At 33.0% G+C, this 17083-nt stretch carries 12 protein-coding genes; 5 read left to right on the top strand and 7 right to left on the bottom strand.

Going from position 1 to position 17083, the window contains the following annotated elements:
* Positions 1 to 122: 122 nt before the first annotated feature.
* From Q0975_RS16130 to Q0975_RS16110, 5 genes are all read right to left on the bottom strand, one after another.
* The gene (locus Q0975_RS16130) at positions 123 to 1751 is read right to left on the bottom strand and encodes a S8 family serine peptidase (RefSeq protein ID WP_299438508.1); all 1629 of its coding nucleotides are present in this window, start codon (positions 1749 to 1751) and stop codon (positions 123 to 125) included.
* A 58-nt stretch (positions 1752 to 1809) separates the two neighbouring features.
* Entirely contained in the window at positions 1810 to 2496 is a 687-nt protein-coding gene (locus tag Q0975_RS16125; RefSeq protein ID WP_299438507.1) for a hypothetical protein, read from the bottom strand.
* A gap of 98 nt (positions 2497 to 2594) precedes the next feature.
* Positions 2595 to 3158: a sigma-70 family RNA polymerase sigma factor gene (locus tag Q0975_RS16120; RefSeq protein ID WP_299438505.1), complete on the bottom strand. Its 564-nt coding sequence runs from the start codon at positions 3156 to 3158 to the stop codon at positions 2595 to 2597.
* A gap of 988 nt (positions 3159 to 4146) precedes the next feature.
* On the bottom strand, positions 4147 to 4998 hold the full coding sequence (locus tag Q0975_RS16115) for a universal stress protein (RefSeq protein WP_299438503.1): 852 nt from the start codon (positions 4996 to 4998) through the stop codon (positions 4147 to 4149).
* A gap of 298 nt (positions 4999 to 5296) precedes the next feature.
* Complete coding sequence (locus Q0975_RS16110) at positions 5297 to 5623, bottom strand: hypothetical protein (RefSeq protein WP_299438501.1); 327 nt, start codon at positions 5621 to 5623, stop codon at positions 5297 to 5299.
* 295 nt (positions 5624 to 5918) lie between these two features.
* On the opposite strand from Q0975_RS16110, the gene Q0975_RS16105 reads away from it, so the two are divergent.
* Entirely contained in the window at positions 5919 to 6416 is a 498-nt protein-coding gene (locus tag Q0975_RS16105) for a GTP-binding protein (protein WP_299438499.1), read from the top strand.
* A gap of 24 nt (positions 6417 to 6440) precedes the next feature.
* Here the strand turns inward: Q0975_RS16105 and Q0975_RS16100 are convergent, their stop codons facing one another.
* Positions 6441 to 7199 carry a LytTR family DNA-binding domain-containing protein gene (locus tag Q0975_RS16100; protein WP_299438497.1) on the bottom strand — a complete coding sequence of 253 codons (759 nt, stop codon included), beginning with the start codon at positions 7197 to 7199 and terminating at the stop codon, positions 6441 to 6443.
* Between the two features lie 5 nt (positions 7200 to 7204).
* Positions 7205 to 8248: a sensor histidine kinase gene (locus Q0975_RS16095; RefSeq protein ID WP_299438495.1), complete on the bottom strand. Its 1044-nt coding sequence runs from the start codon at positions 8246 to 8248 to the stop codon at positions 7205 to 7207.
* A gap of 212 nt (positions 8249 to 8460) precedes the next feature.
* On the opposite strand from Q0975_RS16095, the gene Q0975_RS16090 reads away from it, so the two are divergent.
* The 4 genes from Q0975_RS16090 (at position 8461) to Q0975_RS16075 (ending at position 16807) form a co-directional block, all read left to right on the top strand.
* Entirely contained in the window at positions 8461 to 8667 is a 207-nt protein-coding gene (locus Q0975_RS16090) for a hypothetical protein (RefSeq protein ID WP_299438494.1), read from the top strand.
* Positions 8664 to 9542 (top strand): ABC transporter ATP-binding protein, encoded by an 879-nt coding sequence (locus Q0975_RS16085; RefSeq protein ID WP_299438492.1) that lies wholly within the window; start codon positions 8664 to 8666, stop codon positions 9540 to 9542. The genes Q0975_RS16090 and Q0975_RS16085 overlap by 4 nt, the downstream gene beginning before the upstream one ends.
* A gap of 10 nt (positions 9543 to 9552) precedes the next feature.
* A complete protein-coding gene (locus Q0975_RS16080; RefSeq protein ID WP_299438490.1) occupies positions 9553 to 13041 on the top strand; it encodes a M1 family aminopeptidase in 3489 nt (1162 codons plus the stop codon).
* Between the two features lie 202 nt (positions 13042 to 13243).
* Positions 13244 to 16807: an MBG domain-containing protein gene (locus Q0975_RS16075; RefSeq protein WP_299438489.1), complete on the top strand. Its 3564-nt coding sequence runs from the start codon at positions 13244 to 13246 to the stop codon at positions 16805 to 16807.
* Positions 16808 to 17083 lie beyond the last annotated feature (276 nt).

Genomic DNA, 17083 nt, shown 5'->3' with positions numbered 1-17083 from the left:
AAATGTTAAAAGTAAAACAATTATATGTGAAGTTTTAAATATCTAAAACTTACAAGAGGGATATACGGCTTACATCGTATATCCCTCTTCTGGGTTAAATCTTGTTATTTTGTATTTCAGTACTATTTTTTTATTATAATCTGTGTGTGTGAATTATTTGGAGTGTCTACTTTAGCATAGTAAATTCCTGGATTCAATTGATTACTTTCTTTTATATCAATTATATGCTGATCATTAGTGCTATAAAACTGATTCTGCAAGATTAAAACACCACTTTGATTATAGATCGAAATGGTAATCTGTTGATTAATAGGTTTGTTAAACTTTAATTGAAGCATTTCGTTAAAGGGGTTTGGGAAAAATATAGATGGAGATTTCGGAGTTACAGCTGCACTGGATTTTTGAATCGGAGTATTGCAGGCATTATTCATTTGATTAAATGCAGTAGAAAAATTAATCGCTCCATTCGCAACTACTTTTTCAAACAAATCTGATGAAGTTGTGGATGTGTTTATTAACACACAACGAATCTGCTGATAATCAAAAGTAGCTTGATGCGTACCAAGAATAGCAGCTAGTGCAGTAACATTTGCAGAAGTAAAGGATGTACCTGATTCATAGCCTATGGTTCCCGTTAAGCCGGGACCAGGAATGTTTTCGCCTAATAATGCTACATCGACTGTTTGTTGACCATAACTACTAAAGGGACTTAACTTGTTATCACAATCAGTAGATGCTACTGATAAAATATTGGTATTAGGGTACGAGGCAGGAAATGATATGATGTTATCAGTATCATTGTTTTCGTTTGTATTACCTGCGGCGGCTATTACCATAGCTCCCATCTGTTCTGCATAATCTACAGCTAGTCTTAAAGGTTTCCCTGTTGTATTTACATTTTTGTTTTTATAGCTAAAGCTAAAGTTCAGGATGTTTGCACCCTCGTTAACGGCATCTAATATGGCAGGAATAAGATGAGATACAAATCCACGGCCTAATACATCATGTGTTTTTCTGATATCAAAAGTAACAGAAGTAGGAGCTCCCCCATAACTCAATAAGTGATGAATTACTCCGGCAATATGAGTACCATGACCATTAAGATCTTCCGGTACTTCATCATCATCGACATAATCATATCCTGTATATTCTGGTAGAGAGAATGAATACCCTGGAAAGGTTCCGGAATTTTGAGTAATACCTGTATCAAAAATCGATATTTTTATAGGATTGTTCCCTACACCATATTGAGGAACAATATTTTCAAAACAAAATCCTTGAATATCTACAGGAGTTCTTGGTGCGATATGACCTATGTTAAAATCAACTCCATCAACATCTGTTTTTTCTTCTGCTGTAGTTACCTGGGTATTGATATTTGTAACCGATTGTCCCATAGCGTCAATGTACGGGAATACTCTTGTATTCCACAAACGTAAATTAATTTCTGATCGATACCAAATCTCATCTGAGTTGAGGTCACTAAGTAATTTATCCACAGCTTCCTGGGTGATAGAAGGAGAAAGTTTTACAAAATATAAAGAGGGATGTTTGATAATTTCATCTTCATCTTCATCTTCATCTTCGTCATCATCATCATCATTATCATCATCATCATCATCATCATCATCACTGGATTCCTCAGCAGTTGTGGTTTGGTTTTTATGATGAACAGTTTTTTGTTGACTAAGAATGGGTTGAAGAAATAATAAGAAAAAAAGTAAAGTTAAAATATACCTCAAGGTTTTCATATGATTGATTTTATTGGTTTTCTATATTTATAAGTAGTAGTGCTTCTATAGTTAGTAACTATTTTTCATTCAGTTCTTTTAATAATCGTTGTGCATTTTTGTAGTTCCAGTCGGTATTGCTTATTTGTTTCAATTGAATTTTCGCATTATTACTTTGTCCATCTAGTAGATATGCAATAGATTGATACCAGTTTAATTCTTGTTGATATCTATCTGTATTTATACTAACTGCTTTAAATTTGTCAATGGCTTCAGGATACTGGTTGTTTAATAGAAGTGCTAGGCCGTGATAATAGACATCTTCTTCTGTATGGGTTTCTAGGTTCTGAAAATAGCGTACTGATTGTAGATAATTCTTGTTATTAAATGTCAGAATAGCTAATGTTCTGGTCTGATTTTCATCAGAAAAACCTTTAGATGCACCTGGATGTAATATTTCATGCTCATATAGATATTGCTGGGCCATTGTCTGTGGATCAGAGGAAGCAGTGTTAAATAGTTGTGTTACTATGATTAAGCTAATACACGCAGCGGCTGCTAAGAATATTTTGAGGTATTTAGAAGAAGAAAACTTCTTTTTATCATTGGTTTTATTTCTTGTAATACCATATTCCTGTAATAGCTTTATTTGCCACTTAGCCTTTAGATCTTCGTCTAATTTCTTTTTTAGAATCTCTCCAAAAATCTCATCTTGTTCTTCTTTAGAGATATCAGGATCCAAAAATTTGTTTAGTTTATCTTTCATTTGTTTCTTGTTTATTGATTGTGGGATCAGTCTATACCATAACTAAGAGGTATTAGTTAGTGCTATAGGTTCATCTTGGTCCATTGTTGTAGTTCATTTTATATATTTAAAATTGTTTTTAGATTAAATTGATCTTTAAGTTTTTGTACACAGCGTTCTTTTTGTTTCCTAATCGTCGCTGGACTCTTTTGGATTTCTTGAGCTATTTCTGATAGTTTCATTTTTCCATAAAAATGCCAAGTCAGTAATTGTTTACAAGAGTCTCCTAATAGTAGCCAGGCATTATTAAGTTGGTTTAACTCTTCGGACTCTGTGGGTTCTGTATCTTCTTCTTGAGATAAGGACAGTATATCATCTACATTGGTTCTATTTTTTCTCTGATTTCTTAGTAACATCTGAGATGCCATTTTTGTAAATAGAAAACGTAGGTTTCCATACTGTAGTTTTCCTTCTACAAATCGAGCTCTAAATTCAATAAGTGCATCCATGGTGGCATCATAAGCATCGTCATGAGTTGCTTTGTATTCTCTACGCAGGTATTTCATAGTTTCTTCGAATTGCTTTAGAAATACTTGTTCAAAAAAATAAGTGTCATTTTTTCTTAGATCAATAATAATTTTTTTAAAAGACACTTCGCTCAGTCCAAAATTTTTATATTCCATTCTTATTTTGATTTAGCCTTCATATAATATTTAGATATAAGACTAAGTAATGAAGAAAACAGTTTGATTTCTGTATTACTTATCTCTATAAGGAGTGAAATTGTAAAACGTGACATGTTTTAAGTAAAAACTTTTACAAATTCACTTTCATTAACGATATCTGGGTTGGTATGTGATGATTATTTATCATCTGAATTCCATAAATAAAAGAGATAAAGGTTTAGGTTTCTGATTTGTTTATACTTCTTCTTCTATGATCTTTTATAAATGATTATATTCTAATTATAGTAGTAGGACTATTTGACCGTATAGCGACTGTTATTCCTAGCAGGCTCCTACAAGTTTAGTTATTTACAATTGATAGGTTTTTATTATAATGGCTTTCAGAAAAAAGCACATGTTTACTATTTAGAGGTTGCTTACAAATCTTTAAAATTGATGATTTCTAAAATCGTGTAAAGTTAACACGGGAGTTTTGGAATGACATCCTAGTTTTTTTACCATAGGTCTTGATAAAATAATTTCAAAAAAATTGTGCTTTTTATGGATAAAAGAAATTATATCAATATCCCCATTTTCGATAAATATACTTAGGTCATTTTGCACATTGTTGTTATGTGCCATAAGAAAAGAATATTTCAACCCTATAAAATATCCTTCGAGTAATTTTTTGTTATTTCTGTGATAGACTATGATGATTATCGATTAAAGAATATTTTTTAAACTGCCAATACCATGTTTAGAAAGTATTATTGTTTTTAAATTTCTTCAAACCTTTTAAGTAGTATAACTTTTTTGATCTATAATATCGTTTTCTTTACGTATGATAGGTGAAAGATCTTGAATGACATTCTTGTGTAAAAATTACTAAGGTTACACCTCAATCAACTTTATTAGGCTTATTATATTAATGATCTAAAGCCTATACATAAAATAGATATAGACTTTAGACATTTAGTTCGAATATATGGATAGGGTATATCTCGTATTAGTTACCTCCAGTAACGAGTAAAGAAACATTTAGTTTATCAATGATAGTATCCATTTTTGATTTTCTATTAACGAGTTTGTTTAACCATCCTCTGTTATCATTAAAACGTCCCATACATAATAGCTCTACATCATTTTTATACACATAGTTTGAAAGACCATCAATAGAATAAGGGCTTTCTTCAAATTCATATTCTACTGCATTCAGAAAATTACAAGCGGTTTTTATATTGTCAATCGCTAATTTAGTTTTCTCGGCAGCAGATTTTTTACGAACACTAAAGAATTTTACCGGGTTTTCAGACTGGGAATTAAGATCTTTCACAATTTTTACGGTATGATCGTCTATAGCATTACTATAAAAGCCTAGGGAGATCTCATTGTTTGATTGGATTTTTTCGCCTTCTCCTACAATCAAGATAGTTCCTGAATGTTTTTTTAATAAAAATTTTGTTACTCCCTCTTCTAAGAAGTTAACTAACTTTTTCTTTCTCTTTCCTATAACAACAATATCCGGGTTGGTTTTCTCTATATGATGCTGGATTTCGTTTTTTATATTACCAAAAGTAAAATCATAGGTAACAGCAATGTTTTCTTCTTCTGAAATAAGATGAGCTAGGTTCTTTAGCTTTTTTTCGGTCACAAGTTGTTTATCGTGTATAGAACGCATAGCAGAAATTTGATTTTCATGCTTTACAACCTCTGATGGTGGATTTACATAAAATATATCAATAGCTCCATTTATTTTTTTCGCTAGATTGACTGCTTTTCTTAATGCAGGATACGTTTTTTGAGTTAAATCTATAAGGACTAATAATTGATATTTACTTTTTAAATTTTGATTTTTCATGGTTGATAGTTTTTTATTTTTTTAGAACAGTAATAGCACATTAGCATCTATTGCATATCGAAAACTAAAAGAGAAAATTAGTGTACTATTTCCTTTTGATGTTTTAAAAAAGCACAAACGCACACTCTCTAATAAGTAGTGTAATTGTATAGCACTTAGTATCTACAACAGGTTGCTACGTATTTTATTATTGATAATGATTAGATTATTTGCAGAACGATTCTTCTGAAAAAGAATATATACGCTCTATAAGTATATTTTCGATATACTTACAACAAATAGTAATAATTGTAAAAGATTATACTTGTTCTGGAGGAGGTATTGGGATTTCTAGATGTACATCCCATAAAGAAGTTTGCGACCAAGAATATAGTGATTTTTTGTTATAAGTAGATTGGTGAAAATAATCACTAGTAAGTCGTATTTCTATTTTTTTATCTTTTTCCTGCTTTTCCTTTTTTTCCTCTTCAGCATTTTTGTCCCAATCATAGTTGACTAATTCATAATCTTCCAGAAATAAGAAATCAAAGGCTTGTGTGACTGGCTGAATGACCATAGTGCACACCACAAAAATAAAGGCAAATTGCCTAAAGAAATGGATGCTATTCTGTGTTTTGTCATTCATCATGTAATAGTTTTACGAACTTAGTTTGTCATAAAATAGCTCTGGTTATTAGTGATCTATAGTAAGACTAAAGTTTCCTAAAGGACTAAATATAAAGGTATTGTTGAGTTTATTTGATATGCCTCACCCATATTAACCAGACTTTAACACCTTTTTAGATTTATAATTTCCTTAAAAAGTTATTGTTTACTACGTTAGGGAAAGAGTAATTGAAAATCTGAATATACCAAAACTGATAAAAGTCAGTAAAAGAGATTGAGAATTATAGTAACATTGATATCTCATTATGTTATCTATGGAGGTCACTAAGGATATTGTTTTACGACCACGGTTTTTTCTGGATTTGGATATGCCATCAGAAAAAGCTTTGGAAGCTTTCGAGAAAAAAGGAAAAACCTGCACAGATTTTAAGATAAGTCGTATCGATCATCACGTCTTCATAAGAATTCCGAAGAAAGACCAGCACTTTTGGTCTCCACAATTACATTTAGAGATTTATGATATAGATGATCAACCAAAACTCAAAGGGCTTTTTGGCCCCAGTCCAACGGTTTGGACATTTTTTATGTTTGCCCATTTTATTGTGGCCACGGCATTTATAGGAGCTGGTATCTGGATGTATGTTAATATGAGTTTAGGAGACGATTATCTATACGCTATCATTGCTATGGTCTTGCTTTTTATCACTTGGTTTGTGTTGTATTTTGCAGGTCGATTAGGCAGAGAAGCAGGCAAAAAAGAAATGCATATGTTGTATGAGTTTATGAAGCGTACTTTGGGTGCTATTAATTAATCAGTATTCCATCTTATATACTTGTTAATGTAACCAATTCTTGAACCCTGATGTTTTACTATTAGAAGTGTATAGTATTGTTTCGCTTTGGTTTAGTGTTATTGCCACTCTGTTTTTGATATGCTGATTGTATTTATAAATGCTATTTCTATTAATTACTTCACTTCTATTAATTCTGAAAAAAATGTGAGTATCGATTTGATTTTCTATGTGTGATAGGGAATTATTAATAATATGCTTTTTGTCATTTTTATCTATTGCCAAAACGAAGTCACCTTGTGCTTGAAAGTACATGATTTCAGTAACCTTTAGCAGAAATACACCATCTCTCTTTTTTATAGAAAATGTAGACTTGTATTGCTTTTTTTCGAGATGAAGCATGTTTTTTAATTGATCTAATAAATCAGAAGGATCGTTTTCTTTGTTGTTTTTGCAAAGCAGTAAAAATTTATTCCAGGCGGATTCAAAGGATGCTGTAGTATACGGCTTTAATAAGTAAGCAATGCCATTAGTTTTAAAAGCATCTATGTAAAAGGTGTTATAAGCAGTACAAAATATGATAGGACACTCTGGACGTATCGTTTCATATACCTTAAAAACATTGCCATCTAATAACTCAATATCAGAAAAAATAATATCTAATGCAGGCTTTTCTTTTAAAAAATTGATGGCATCTACAACGCTTCTTTTCCACTCAATAGTACAATGGGTAGTAACAGAATTGATAGCATCAATTAATTTCTCTCCAGCGCGTTGTTCATCTTCTAGTATAAGAATATTCATAGTTTTTAAGATAGATTTTTAATTAAGGGTAATGTAACCGAAAAGATGTCAGCATCGATGATAAACACTTCCTGGTTACTTAAATGCAGATATCTGGATTTAAGGTTTTTTAATCCCGTACCTAAACTATTTGTTGGATCTATTTTAAGGTTTTTTTTATGACTAATAGTTAAGTTCTTTTGGTTGATATTAATGGTAATAACTAATGGGTTTTTTATAGACCCTTGGTTATGTTTTACAGCATTTTCTATGAGACTTTGTAAGGTGGCTGGCGGAATTAAATAATTCTTAAGATCTATTGATGTATTTGTTTTAATGAATTGATATGAGCTTCCATAACGTTCTTGTAAAAGATAGATATAGTCATCAATAAAATCCCATTCTTCATGTAAACCTATAACATCTTTTTCTGTCGTTGTTATGATATAACGATACATATTCGATAGCTTGTGTAAGTATTCTTTTGCTTGTTTAGGATTTCTGTCTATTAAATCATCTAGTGTATTTAGATTATTGAATAAGAAATGAGGATTCACCTGGGATTTTAAAAAAGCAAGTTCCATTTCAGTCTTTTCGGCTTTTAGTTTGTCTATCAACGTATTATTAAGAATCCAGTCTCTTGTAAAACGATATGCAAAAGAAAATTGAAGACATAAAAAAACAGGATTTAATCTTCCAAAAATAAGGTTGTCATAACTATTAAATTCTTTTATAAATGCTAGATAAAAAGAGGTGTCGATACCATTAAAAGCTATATGTATAAGAATTCTAAAACATTCAACGAGAACAATAAAAACTGCTGTAATGATTATATAATGAAACCACTTTCTTTTTTTTAAATATTTAGGAATTAACCAGAATGCATTAAAATAAAAGAATAACGGAAATAATAGTATTGCAAATTGTGATACCGTTCCTGGTCTAAGACTTCGATCAAACCAATTATCTGTCCAGATAGCATTTATAGTAGCAAAATAAAATACCCAGAATAGCAGATGAAAATAAATTTCTTTGTTCCTGAATACTTTTCTGATGTTCGAATTATCCATTTGGTAATCTTAATGTTTCATACTTATTAGACGATGTTCTCTATAATTTGTAACAATTAGAGGTAAGTTTTCAAAGCCATGATACCCTAGTTAAAATGCTATTTCGCCCAGTTCAATGGAATCTTCATGTGTAGCAGTAACAATTGAGGATTTGGTGCGTGTAATAGGTAATGAAGAAAACTATTGTCAACATCGTGTTTTGTCTAACCATTATGAGTATAAACGTAATGGTCGAATTATATCCTATAGGCAGATTGTATACTAAATATTATGCGTGCAACGTGGATATTGAGGCCGTAGTTGATCATGAAAAACTGTCAAAAAGGATTCCTTTTTTAGAAGCAGTTCCTAAAGAAAGCTTTCTGGAATTAAAGAAATTTCAAACTGAATTTTGTAACCAATACCAATTAGAACCATGAACTTATTTATAGAAAACGTAACAAAAACTTATGCCAATGGAGTAGTGGCTATTGATCATCTGAACCTGGAAATAAGTAAGGGTATGTTTGGGTTGTTAGGACCTAATGGAGCGGGAAAATCCTCATTAATGAGAACTATTGCTACACTACAAGCTCCTGATTCTGGTGCAATAGTATTTCATGGTTTTAATATTTTGGATCACCCTATGAAACTAAGGAAATTGTTGGGGTATTTGCCACAATCTTTTGGGGTGTATCAAAAAGTATCCGCAGAGAAATTGCTGGACTATTTCGCAATATTAAAAGGGATCGCTTCCAAAAAAGACAGAAATTTACTTGTACAAAGAGTATTAGAACTTACGAATCTATATGATGTTCGAAAAAAGTATGTGAGCGGTTATTCTGGAGGTATGAAACAACGCTTTGGAATTGCTCAATTGTTATTAAACAATCCAAAGTTAATCATCGTAGATGAACCTACAGCCGGATTAGATCCTGCGGAGCGCAATAGATTTTTAAATGTACTTAGAGAAGTTGGAGCAGAAAACACAGTGATTTTTTCAACACATATAGTAGAAGATGTAAAAGAGTTATGTACAGATATGGCTATTATGAATGGAGGAAAAATTCTTCAAAAAACAATTCCTTCTGAAGCTACAAAAGCTATTAAAAATCAAATCTGGACGATGACCATTGATAAAAAGCACTTGCTAAATATGCAAGAGAAATATACTGTTTTGTCATCTAATTATAATGAAGATAATTCTATACGTATTAGAGTACACGCACTAGAGAAACCTACTGCAGAGTTTGAAAGCGTTCTCCCCAATTTAGAAGATGTGTATTTCATAGCTCTTGAAAAGTCTAACCAATAAATACAAGATCATGTGTAAACATATTTTTTTATACGAATTAAAATTCTGGATTAAGAAACCTGTGTTATACCTATATATGTTGGTGTTCTCAGGATTGGCATTTATTGCGATTGCAGGTACTGGAGGTTTATTTGATCCTCCATTAGCTACAAAAGCTGCTAGATTAATCAATTCCCCTTTTGAGATTAATTATCTACTTCAGTATTTTAATAAATTGATGTTGTTTTTATTACCTGCTATTATTGGAGCAACGGTTTATAAAGACTTTAAGGATAATGCACATAGCGTACTGTATAGCTTTCCTATTAAAAAGAGAGCGTATATACTCGGTAAGTTTTTAAGCGCATTAACATTGGTTTTTGGAATAGCAATAATGGCAACTGTTGTTATGATACTAACAGAACACTTACCAGGTTTGGATCGTAACAAAATGGGTGATTTTCGTTTAGTGGGGTATCTACAAGCTTTTTTACTATACACAGTTCCTAATTTACTTTTCTATGGAGCCATTGTTTTTGCCGTAGTAGCGTATTTTAGAAATATATATGTAGGATTCGTTATTATTCTAATTTTATTTTTACTTCAAAATATTACCCAAAATATGTTTCAGGGTGTTTCCATAGCATTACTAGATCCTTTTGGGCAAAATGCAGTACTATATGAAACACAATATTGGACACTAGAGGATAAAAACATGAAATTGATACCTATGCTAGGTGTTGCTCTATACAATAGAATTGTATGGTTGTTTTTTACGGTTTTGATAGTTGGTTATGTGTATAGAAAATTTACGTTAACCGAACATGCGAGTAGTACACTATTTAAAAAGAAAGCAGAAAAACGTAAGGCTAGAAAGAGTATTAGAGGAGGTATCAATATTCAATTACCTAAAGTATCTTATCAGTTTTCTAATAAACAACAACTAAAAAATAGTTGGTTATTATCAGTAGTTAATTTTCGGACTATTGTAAAAAGTCGAATGTTTTATATCATTATTGCTTTTGGAATTTTATCGGTTTTATTTGCAATAGCGAAGGTTACTAATAACAGTGAGATGACAATTTTGCCAGTAACCAATGTTGTATTAACGATACCTGCATTTTTCTTTACTACGATCATTATGTTGCTTACTTTTATTTATAGTGGTATGCTTGTTCATAAGGATCAGGTATCTAATATGAATCAGTTAGTTGATGCTACTCCAATACCTGATTTTACATTATTACTATCAAAAATTATTGCGATCATAAAAATGCAAGTAGTATTGCTTTTTATAATGATGTTATCCGGAATTATTATTCAGATCTATAATGATTATTATAATTTTGAGATTGGTGTATATGTTTTTGATTTATTTATTGTCAAGTTTATTGGACTGATGATTTGGGCACTTGCTTCAGTTTTTATCCATACGCTGGTAAGAAATACGTATTTAGGAATTTTTATACTCCTTATGGGATGGTTTGGAGTTTCTGGATTACAACAAATAGGGGTAGATTCTTTGTTGATATTGTTTAATTTTTCTGAACCGATGCAGTATTCGGATATCAATGCCTATGGACATCAACTAACACCTTATTTTTTAGTAAAGGGATATTGGTTCTTTTTTGTTGTACTGCTAGTGATTGTGTCCCATTTACTATGGATAAGAGGCATGCATCAATCCATTAGAGAGCGCTTCTTTTTTGGAAAAACTAGATTTACCGGGCAGGTTAAAGGTATTGGAGGATTGGTTTTAATTGGATTTGTGGTGTTAGGATTTACGATCCATAGAGAAGAAAATCGACAAACAGAATTATCAACAAGAGAACAGGATGAAGCTTTTAGTCAATTCGAAAAAAGTTTTTCTAAATATGCTAAGATCGAAATTCAACCAAAAGTCACAGATATTAATCTACACATAGACATTTTTCCGGAAACCAATGATTTAGAAGTGCAAGGGAGCTATACTTTGCTTAATACATCACAACAAGTAATAGATACCATCTTGGTAAAAACAGGGTTTAACGAAACAACTTCATTTACATTAGACAAAGCTTCAGAAATTGTAGATCAAGATGTCTATGTAAAGTTTTCAGTAGTAAAACTGGAGAAAGGATTAGCACCTATGGACAGTATGCAATTAAACTTTAAACTAAAAAGTAAACCGAATACACTTTTTAAGAATAACGCTAATGTATTGCACAATGGAACGTTCTTTAAAAATAATATTTTTCCTAGAATTGGGTATTTTTTGGATACTAATAAAAAACATCCAAATGATAGTACATCAAGAGAGAAGCACTATTATTCAATGGATTCGGATTTTATTAGTTTACAAACGGTGATAAGTACCTCTCAGGATCAAATAGCGATTGCTCCTGGATATTTAAAACGAGCATGGAAAGAAGATATGAGGAGTTATTTTGAATATAAGACAGATACTAAAATCAAAAACTCCTTAAGCTTTAGTTCTGGAGTTTTTGAAATCGAAAAAGAGCACTATAAAAATGTAGCTTTAGAAATCTATCATCATAAAGATCATAGATATAACCTTGCAAAAATGAAAGAAGGTCTAAAAGCGGCATTGGATTATAATACGAAGCATTTTGGGGCATATCAATTTACCGAAGCTAGAATTATAGAATTTCCAATAACAGAAGGAACCTATGCTTCTGTAATGGCCAATAGTATTCCTACTTCAGAAATGCGTTTTATAGCCAATAGTTCGGATGAAACGATAGATATCTCATTTTATACGATTGCTCATGAATTAACACATCAATGGTGGGCAAATCAAGTGGTACCTGCGGATGCTTTAGGTGCGATCATGTTAAGCGAAAGTATTACAGAATACATATCCCTGAATATTTTTGAAGACCACTATGGGAAAGAAAAAAAACTTGATTTTCTAAAAATGCAACATGGTCGATATATCAAAGGAAGAACTTCAGAAACAACTATAGAACCACCGCTATATCTGGTAGATGATCAGCAATATCTAGCATATGGTAAAGGAACAATAGCGTTTAATACGCTAAGTCATTATCTGGGGAAAGAAAAAATGCATAGAATTCTGAAAGACTTCTTCATGGAATATCAAAATAAAGAAGCTCCATATCCTACTTCTATAGAGTTGGTAGAAAGATTTCGAAAAGAGACTCCAGATTCATTAAAATATATGGTAGAGGATCTTTTTGAAACGGTTACATTTTATGATACTAAAGTAGAGAATGCAAAAGTGACTTCAGATGAAAAAAGCATCTATGAAGTTGAGGTTGATTTTACAATTTCTAAGTATAGAAATAGTGCAGAAGAAGCATCTCTTACTTTGAAGGATTATATAGAGATTGGGTTTTATAATGAATATGATGAATTGATATCTATAGAAATATTAAAAGTATCTGAAAGCTCTAATCTGATTCGTTTTAATTTAAAAGAAAAACCTTACAGAGTGATAATTGACCCTAATTATCTATTGATTGAAAAAAATATTGATAATAATGTGTATAGGCTATAGAGAGGTTTTACCGGTTTTGTAATCAGGTATAAACACCCGTTTATCGTAGTTTGTAATGTTTTTATCGAATAAATGTTAATTTTTTAGTACTTTCGAGGGTCTTTTAAAAAATTAATAACATAAAATTTTTATGCTTATGAAGAAAATTACTTTTCTAGTATCCTTTTTATTATTTACTTTTTTTTCCTTTCAATCGTTTTCAATGGTATCAAAATCCGTTGATTCAAAATTGATGGAGGATAAGAAAGAAACATTAGAAAAAGATGCTAAGACGACTACAGCGGCAGTTTTTACTTCCTTAGGAGTAGGTGACATCGCTTTTTCATCTATTAATACCGATGGGAATGATGAATTTAGTTTTGTGTTGTTAACAGATATTTCAGGAACTACTACTATTCATTTTACGGATGACGGATTCAATAGTGGTTCAGGTTCCTTATTAGGAGGAGAAGGAACGGTTACCTGGACCTATACAGGATCGCTTTCTGAAGGGACAGAAGTTTCTATTTTATTACCTAGAGATTCGAATTTTACAGGAACTTCTACTGTAGGAGGAATGGAAACAGGAACAACAACAGAAACAGGAGCATTTTCCATGTCAAGTTCTGGAGATTCATTGATTGCCTATACAGGAACAGTAGGTGTACCAACGACTTATATTGCAGCGGTTTATATAGGAGGACTTGGATTTACTGAAGCCACTACTACTACTACTAGTGCAATCCCTACGGGCTTATCGATTGCGGCATTTACAGCAATGCAAAATGGAGGTACATCTGATAACTATCAATTTGACTGTAATCAGGGAAATATTACCACAGTTTCTAATTTACGAGAATCCTTATTTACCATTGGTAATTTTGTTACTACAACTGCAACAATAAATTATCCAGCTCCAGGTTGTAATTATTTAGCCGGAGGATGTTCGGCACCTACAGCCCAAGCAACTAGTGCGTCATTTGGAACAGAAACATCTTCAACACTTACATTGAATAGTTTTACTGCACCAGCAGGAGGAGCAACCGGTTATGTAATTATAATGACCACAGATAATACTTTTACAGCACCAACTGACGGTGCTTTGCCTTCTGCCAATACAGTATATGGCGGAGGAGACCAGGTAGTATTTGCTGGGACATCCAATGCGGGAGTTACAGTTACAGGCTTAGATCCAAATACACAATATTTCTTCCGAGTATATTCCTATAATGATTGTAGCGGAACAAACACGTTTGAGACGACAGGACTCAGTACCAATGACACTACAGCACTTGGAGTTTTAACCGTAACAGCGGATTCAGGACTTTCTAAAGTGTATGGTGCAACGGATCCAACCTTAACCTATACGATAACAGGATTCCAAGGAACAGACAATGAAGGAAGTTTAGACACTCCAGTGACTATTTCAAGAGCTTCAGGAGAGAATGTCGCAAATTATGTTATTACTCCGGCAGGAGCATCTGATGCTAATTATACAGTAAGCTTTGTAACTAGCACCTTTGCCATTACCCAAGCTGCTTTAACGGTAACAGCGGATTCAGGACTTTCTAAAGTGTATGGCGCAACGGATCCAACACTTACCTATACGATTACTGGATTTGTGAATGGAGATGTAGAAGGAGATTTAGATACACCAGTAAGTATTTCAAGAGCTTCCGGAGAGAATGTAGCGAATTATGTTGTTACGCCAGCATCAGCAGCGGATACGAACTATAGTGTATCCTTTGTAACGAGCACCTTTGCCATTACGCAAGCACCATTAACGGTAACCGCCGATTCAGGACTTTCTAAAGTGTATGGCGCAACGGATCCAACACTTACCTATACGATTACAGGGTTTGTGAATGGAGATGTAGAAGGAGATTTAGATACGCCAGTAAGTATTTCAAGAGCATCGGGAGAGAATGTAGCGAACTATGTTGTTACGCCAGCATCAGCAGCGGATACGAACTATTCAGTAAGCTTTGTAACGAGCACCTTTGGGATTACACCGGCTGCCTTAACAGTAACCGCTGATTCTGGACTTTCTAAAGTGTATGGAGCAACGGATCCAACACTTACCTATACGATTACTGGGTTTGTGAATGGAGATGTAGAAGGAGATTTAGATACTCCAGTTAGTATTTCAAGAGCATCGGGAGAGAATGTAGCCAATTATGTTGTTACGCCAGGATCAGCAACGGATACGAACTATAGTGTATCCTTTGTAACGAGCACCTTTGCCATTACCCAAGCTGCTTTAACGGTGACCGCCGATTCAGGACTTTCTAAAGTGTATGGCGCAACGGATCCAACACTTACCTATACGATTACCGGGTTTGTGAATGGAGATGTAGAAGGAGATTTAGATACGCCAGCAAGTATTTCAAGAGCTTCCGGAGAGAATGTAGCGAATTATGTTGTTACGCCAGCATCAGCAGCGGATACGAACTATTCAGTAAGCTTTGTAACGAGCACTTTTGGGATTACCCAAGCTGCTTTAACGGTAACTGCCGATTCAGGACTTTCTAAAGTGTATGGAGCAACGGATCCAACACTTACCTATACGATTACTGGGTTTGTGAATGGAGATGTAGAAGGAGATTTAGATACGCCAGTAAGTATTTCAAGAGCATCCGGTGAGAATGTAGCGAATTATGTGGTTACACCATCAGGAGCAACGGACACTAACTATTCAGTAAGCTTTGTAACTAGCACCTTTGGGATTACCCAAGCTGCTTTAACGGTAACTGCCGATTCAGGACTTTCTAAAGTGTATGGCGCAACGGATCCAACACTTACCTATACGATTACAGGGTTTGTGAATGGAGATGTAGAAGGAGATTTAGATACACCAGTAAGTATTTCAAGAGCGACAGGAGAGAATGTAGCAAACTATGTGGTTACACCAGGATCAGCAGCGGATACAAACTATAGTGTATCCTTTGTAACGAGCACCTTTGCCATTACTCAAGCACCATTAACGGTAACAGGAATTACAGGTGATGATAAAGTATATGATGGAACAACAGCAGCTACAGTAAGTGGAACAGCAGTTTTATCTGGCATAGTAGGAGTAGATGATGTAACACTTGGTGGAACACCGATCTTTACTTTTGCTTCTCCAAATGGAGGTACAGGAATTGCGATCACTACTACTGGATATACCATCTCAGGAACTGATTCTGGAAATTATACCCTAACGCAGCCAACATTATCCGCTGATATTACAGGTCAAACTGTTGCGATTACTTCTACAGAGATTGGCCCAACTGGAGCAAACCCAATACCAGTAACAATTACTTTTTCTGGAAGTGTAACAGGTTTTGTAGAAGGTGATATTACTGTAGGTAATGGTACTACTTCTAATTTTAGTGGATCAGGAGCTGTGTATACAGTGGATATTATTCCTACAGCAGCAGGTAATGTTACTGTAGATGTAAATGCTAATGTTGCTGTGGATGGAGGAATGACAGGAAATGAAGCTGCTCCTCAGTTTAGTATTATGTATGATAACTTATTAGGTGTTGATGATGAACTACTAGCAACTGGTGTACGATTGTATCCTATCCCGGCAACTAATAGCATTACTATACATACGGATACTAGTTTACGTTTAGAAAAAGCAGAGATCTTTGATATTCGAGGTAAAATGATTATTTCTAAAGTACTGAACTCCACTTCTGAAGTTAATACCATTGATATTTCATCTATGGAATCAGGAGTGTATTTGATGACTGTGTATTCTGAAAATGGTTTATTAACCCAAAGAATTATTAAACAATAAATATTTATAACAACAAGTATAAAGAAAAACCCGGAATATTTGTTCCGGGTTTTTTATAAAGTATTCATATGAATACATGCCTTAATATGATTTTATGTTGAATATTTTAGATTCTATTTGATTCATAGTTTTCACAAGCATCTGTTAATCGATGTTTTTATCGAATTTTAAATTAGGTTTTTACTATCCTCTATAATATTCAAAAAAATAATAAACCAAATCTTATTTAATATGAATAAAATTACTTTTCTAGTATCCTTTTTATTATTTACTTTT

Source organism: uncultured Aquimarina sp. (genome assembly GCF_947500065.1).
In the GTDB taxonomy this organism is placed as follows: Bacteria; Bacteroidota; Bacteroidia; order Flavobacteriales; family Flavobacteriaceae; genus Aquimarina.
This window is presented reverse-complemented; position numbering and strand designations above follow the sequence as displayed.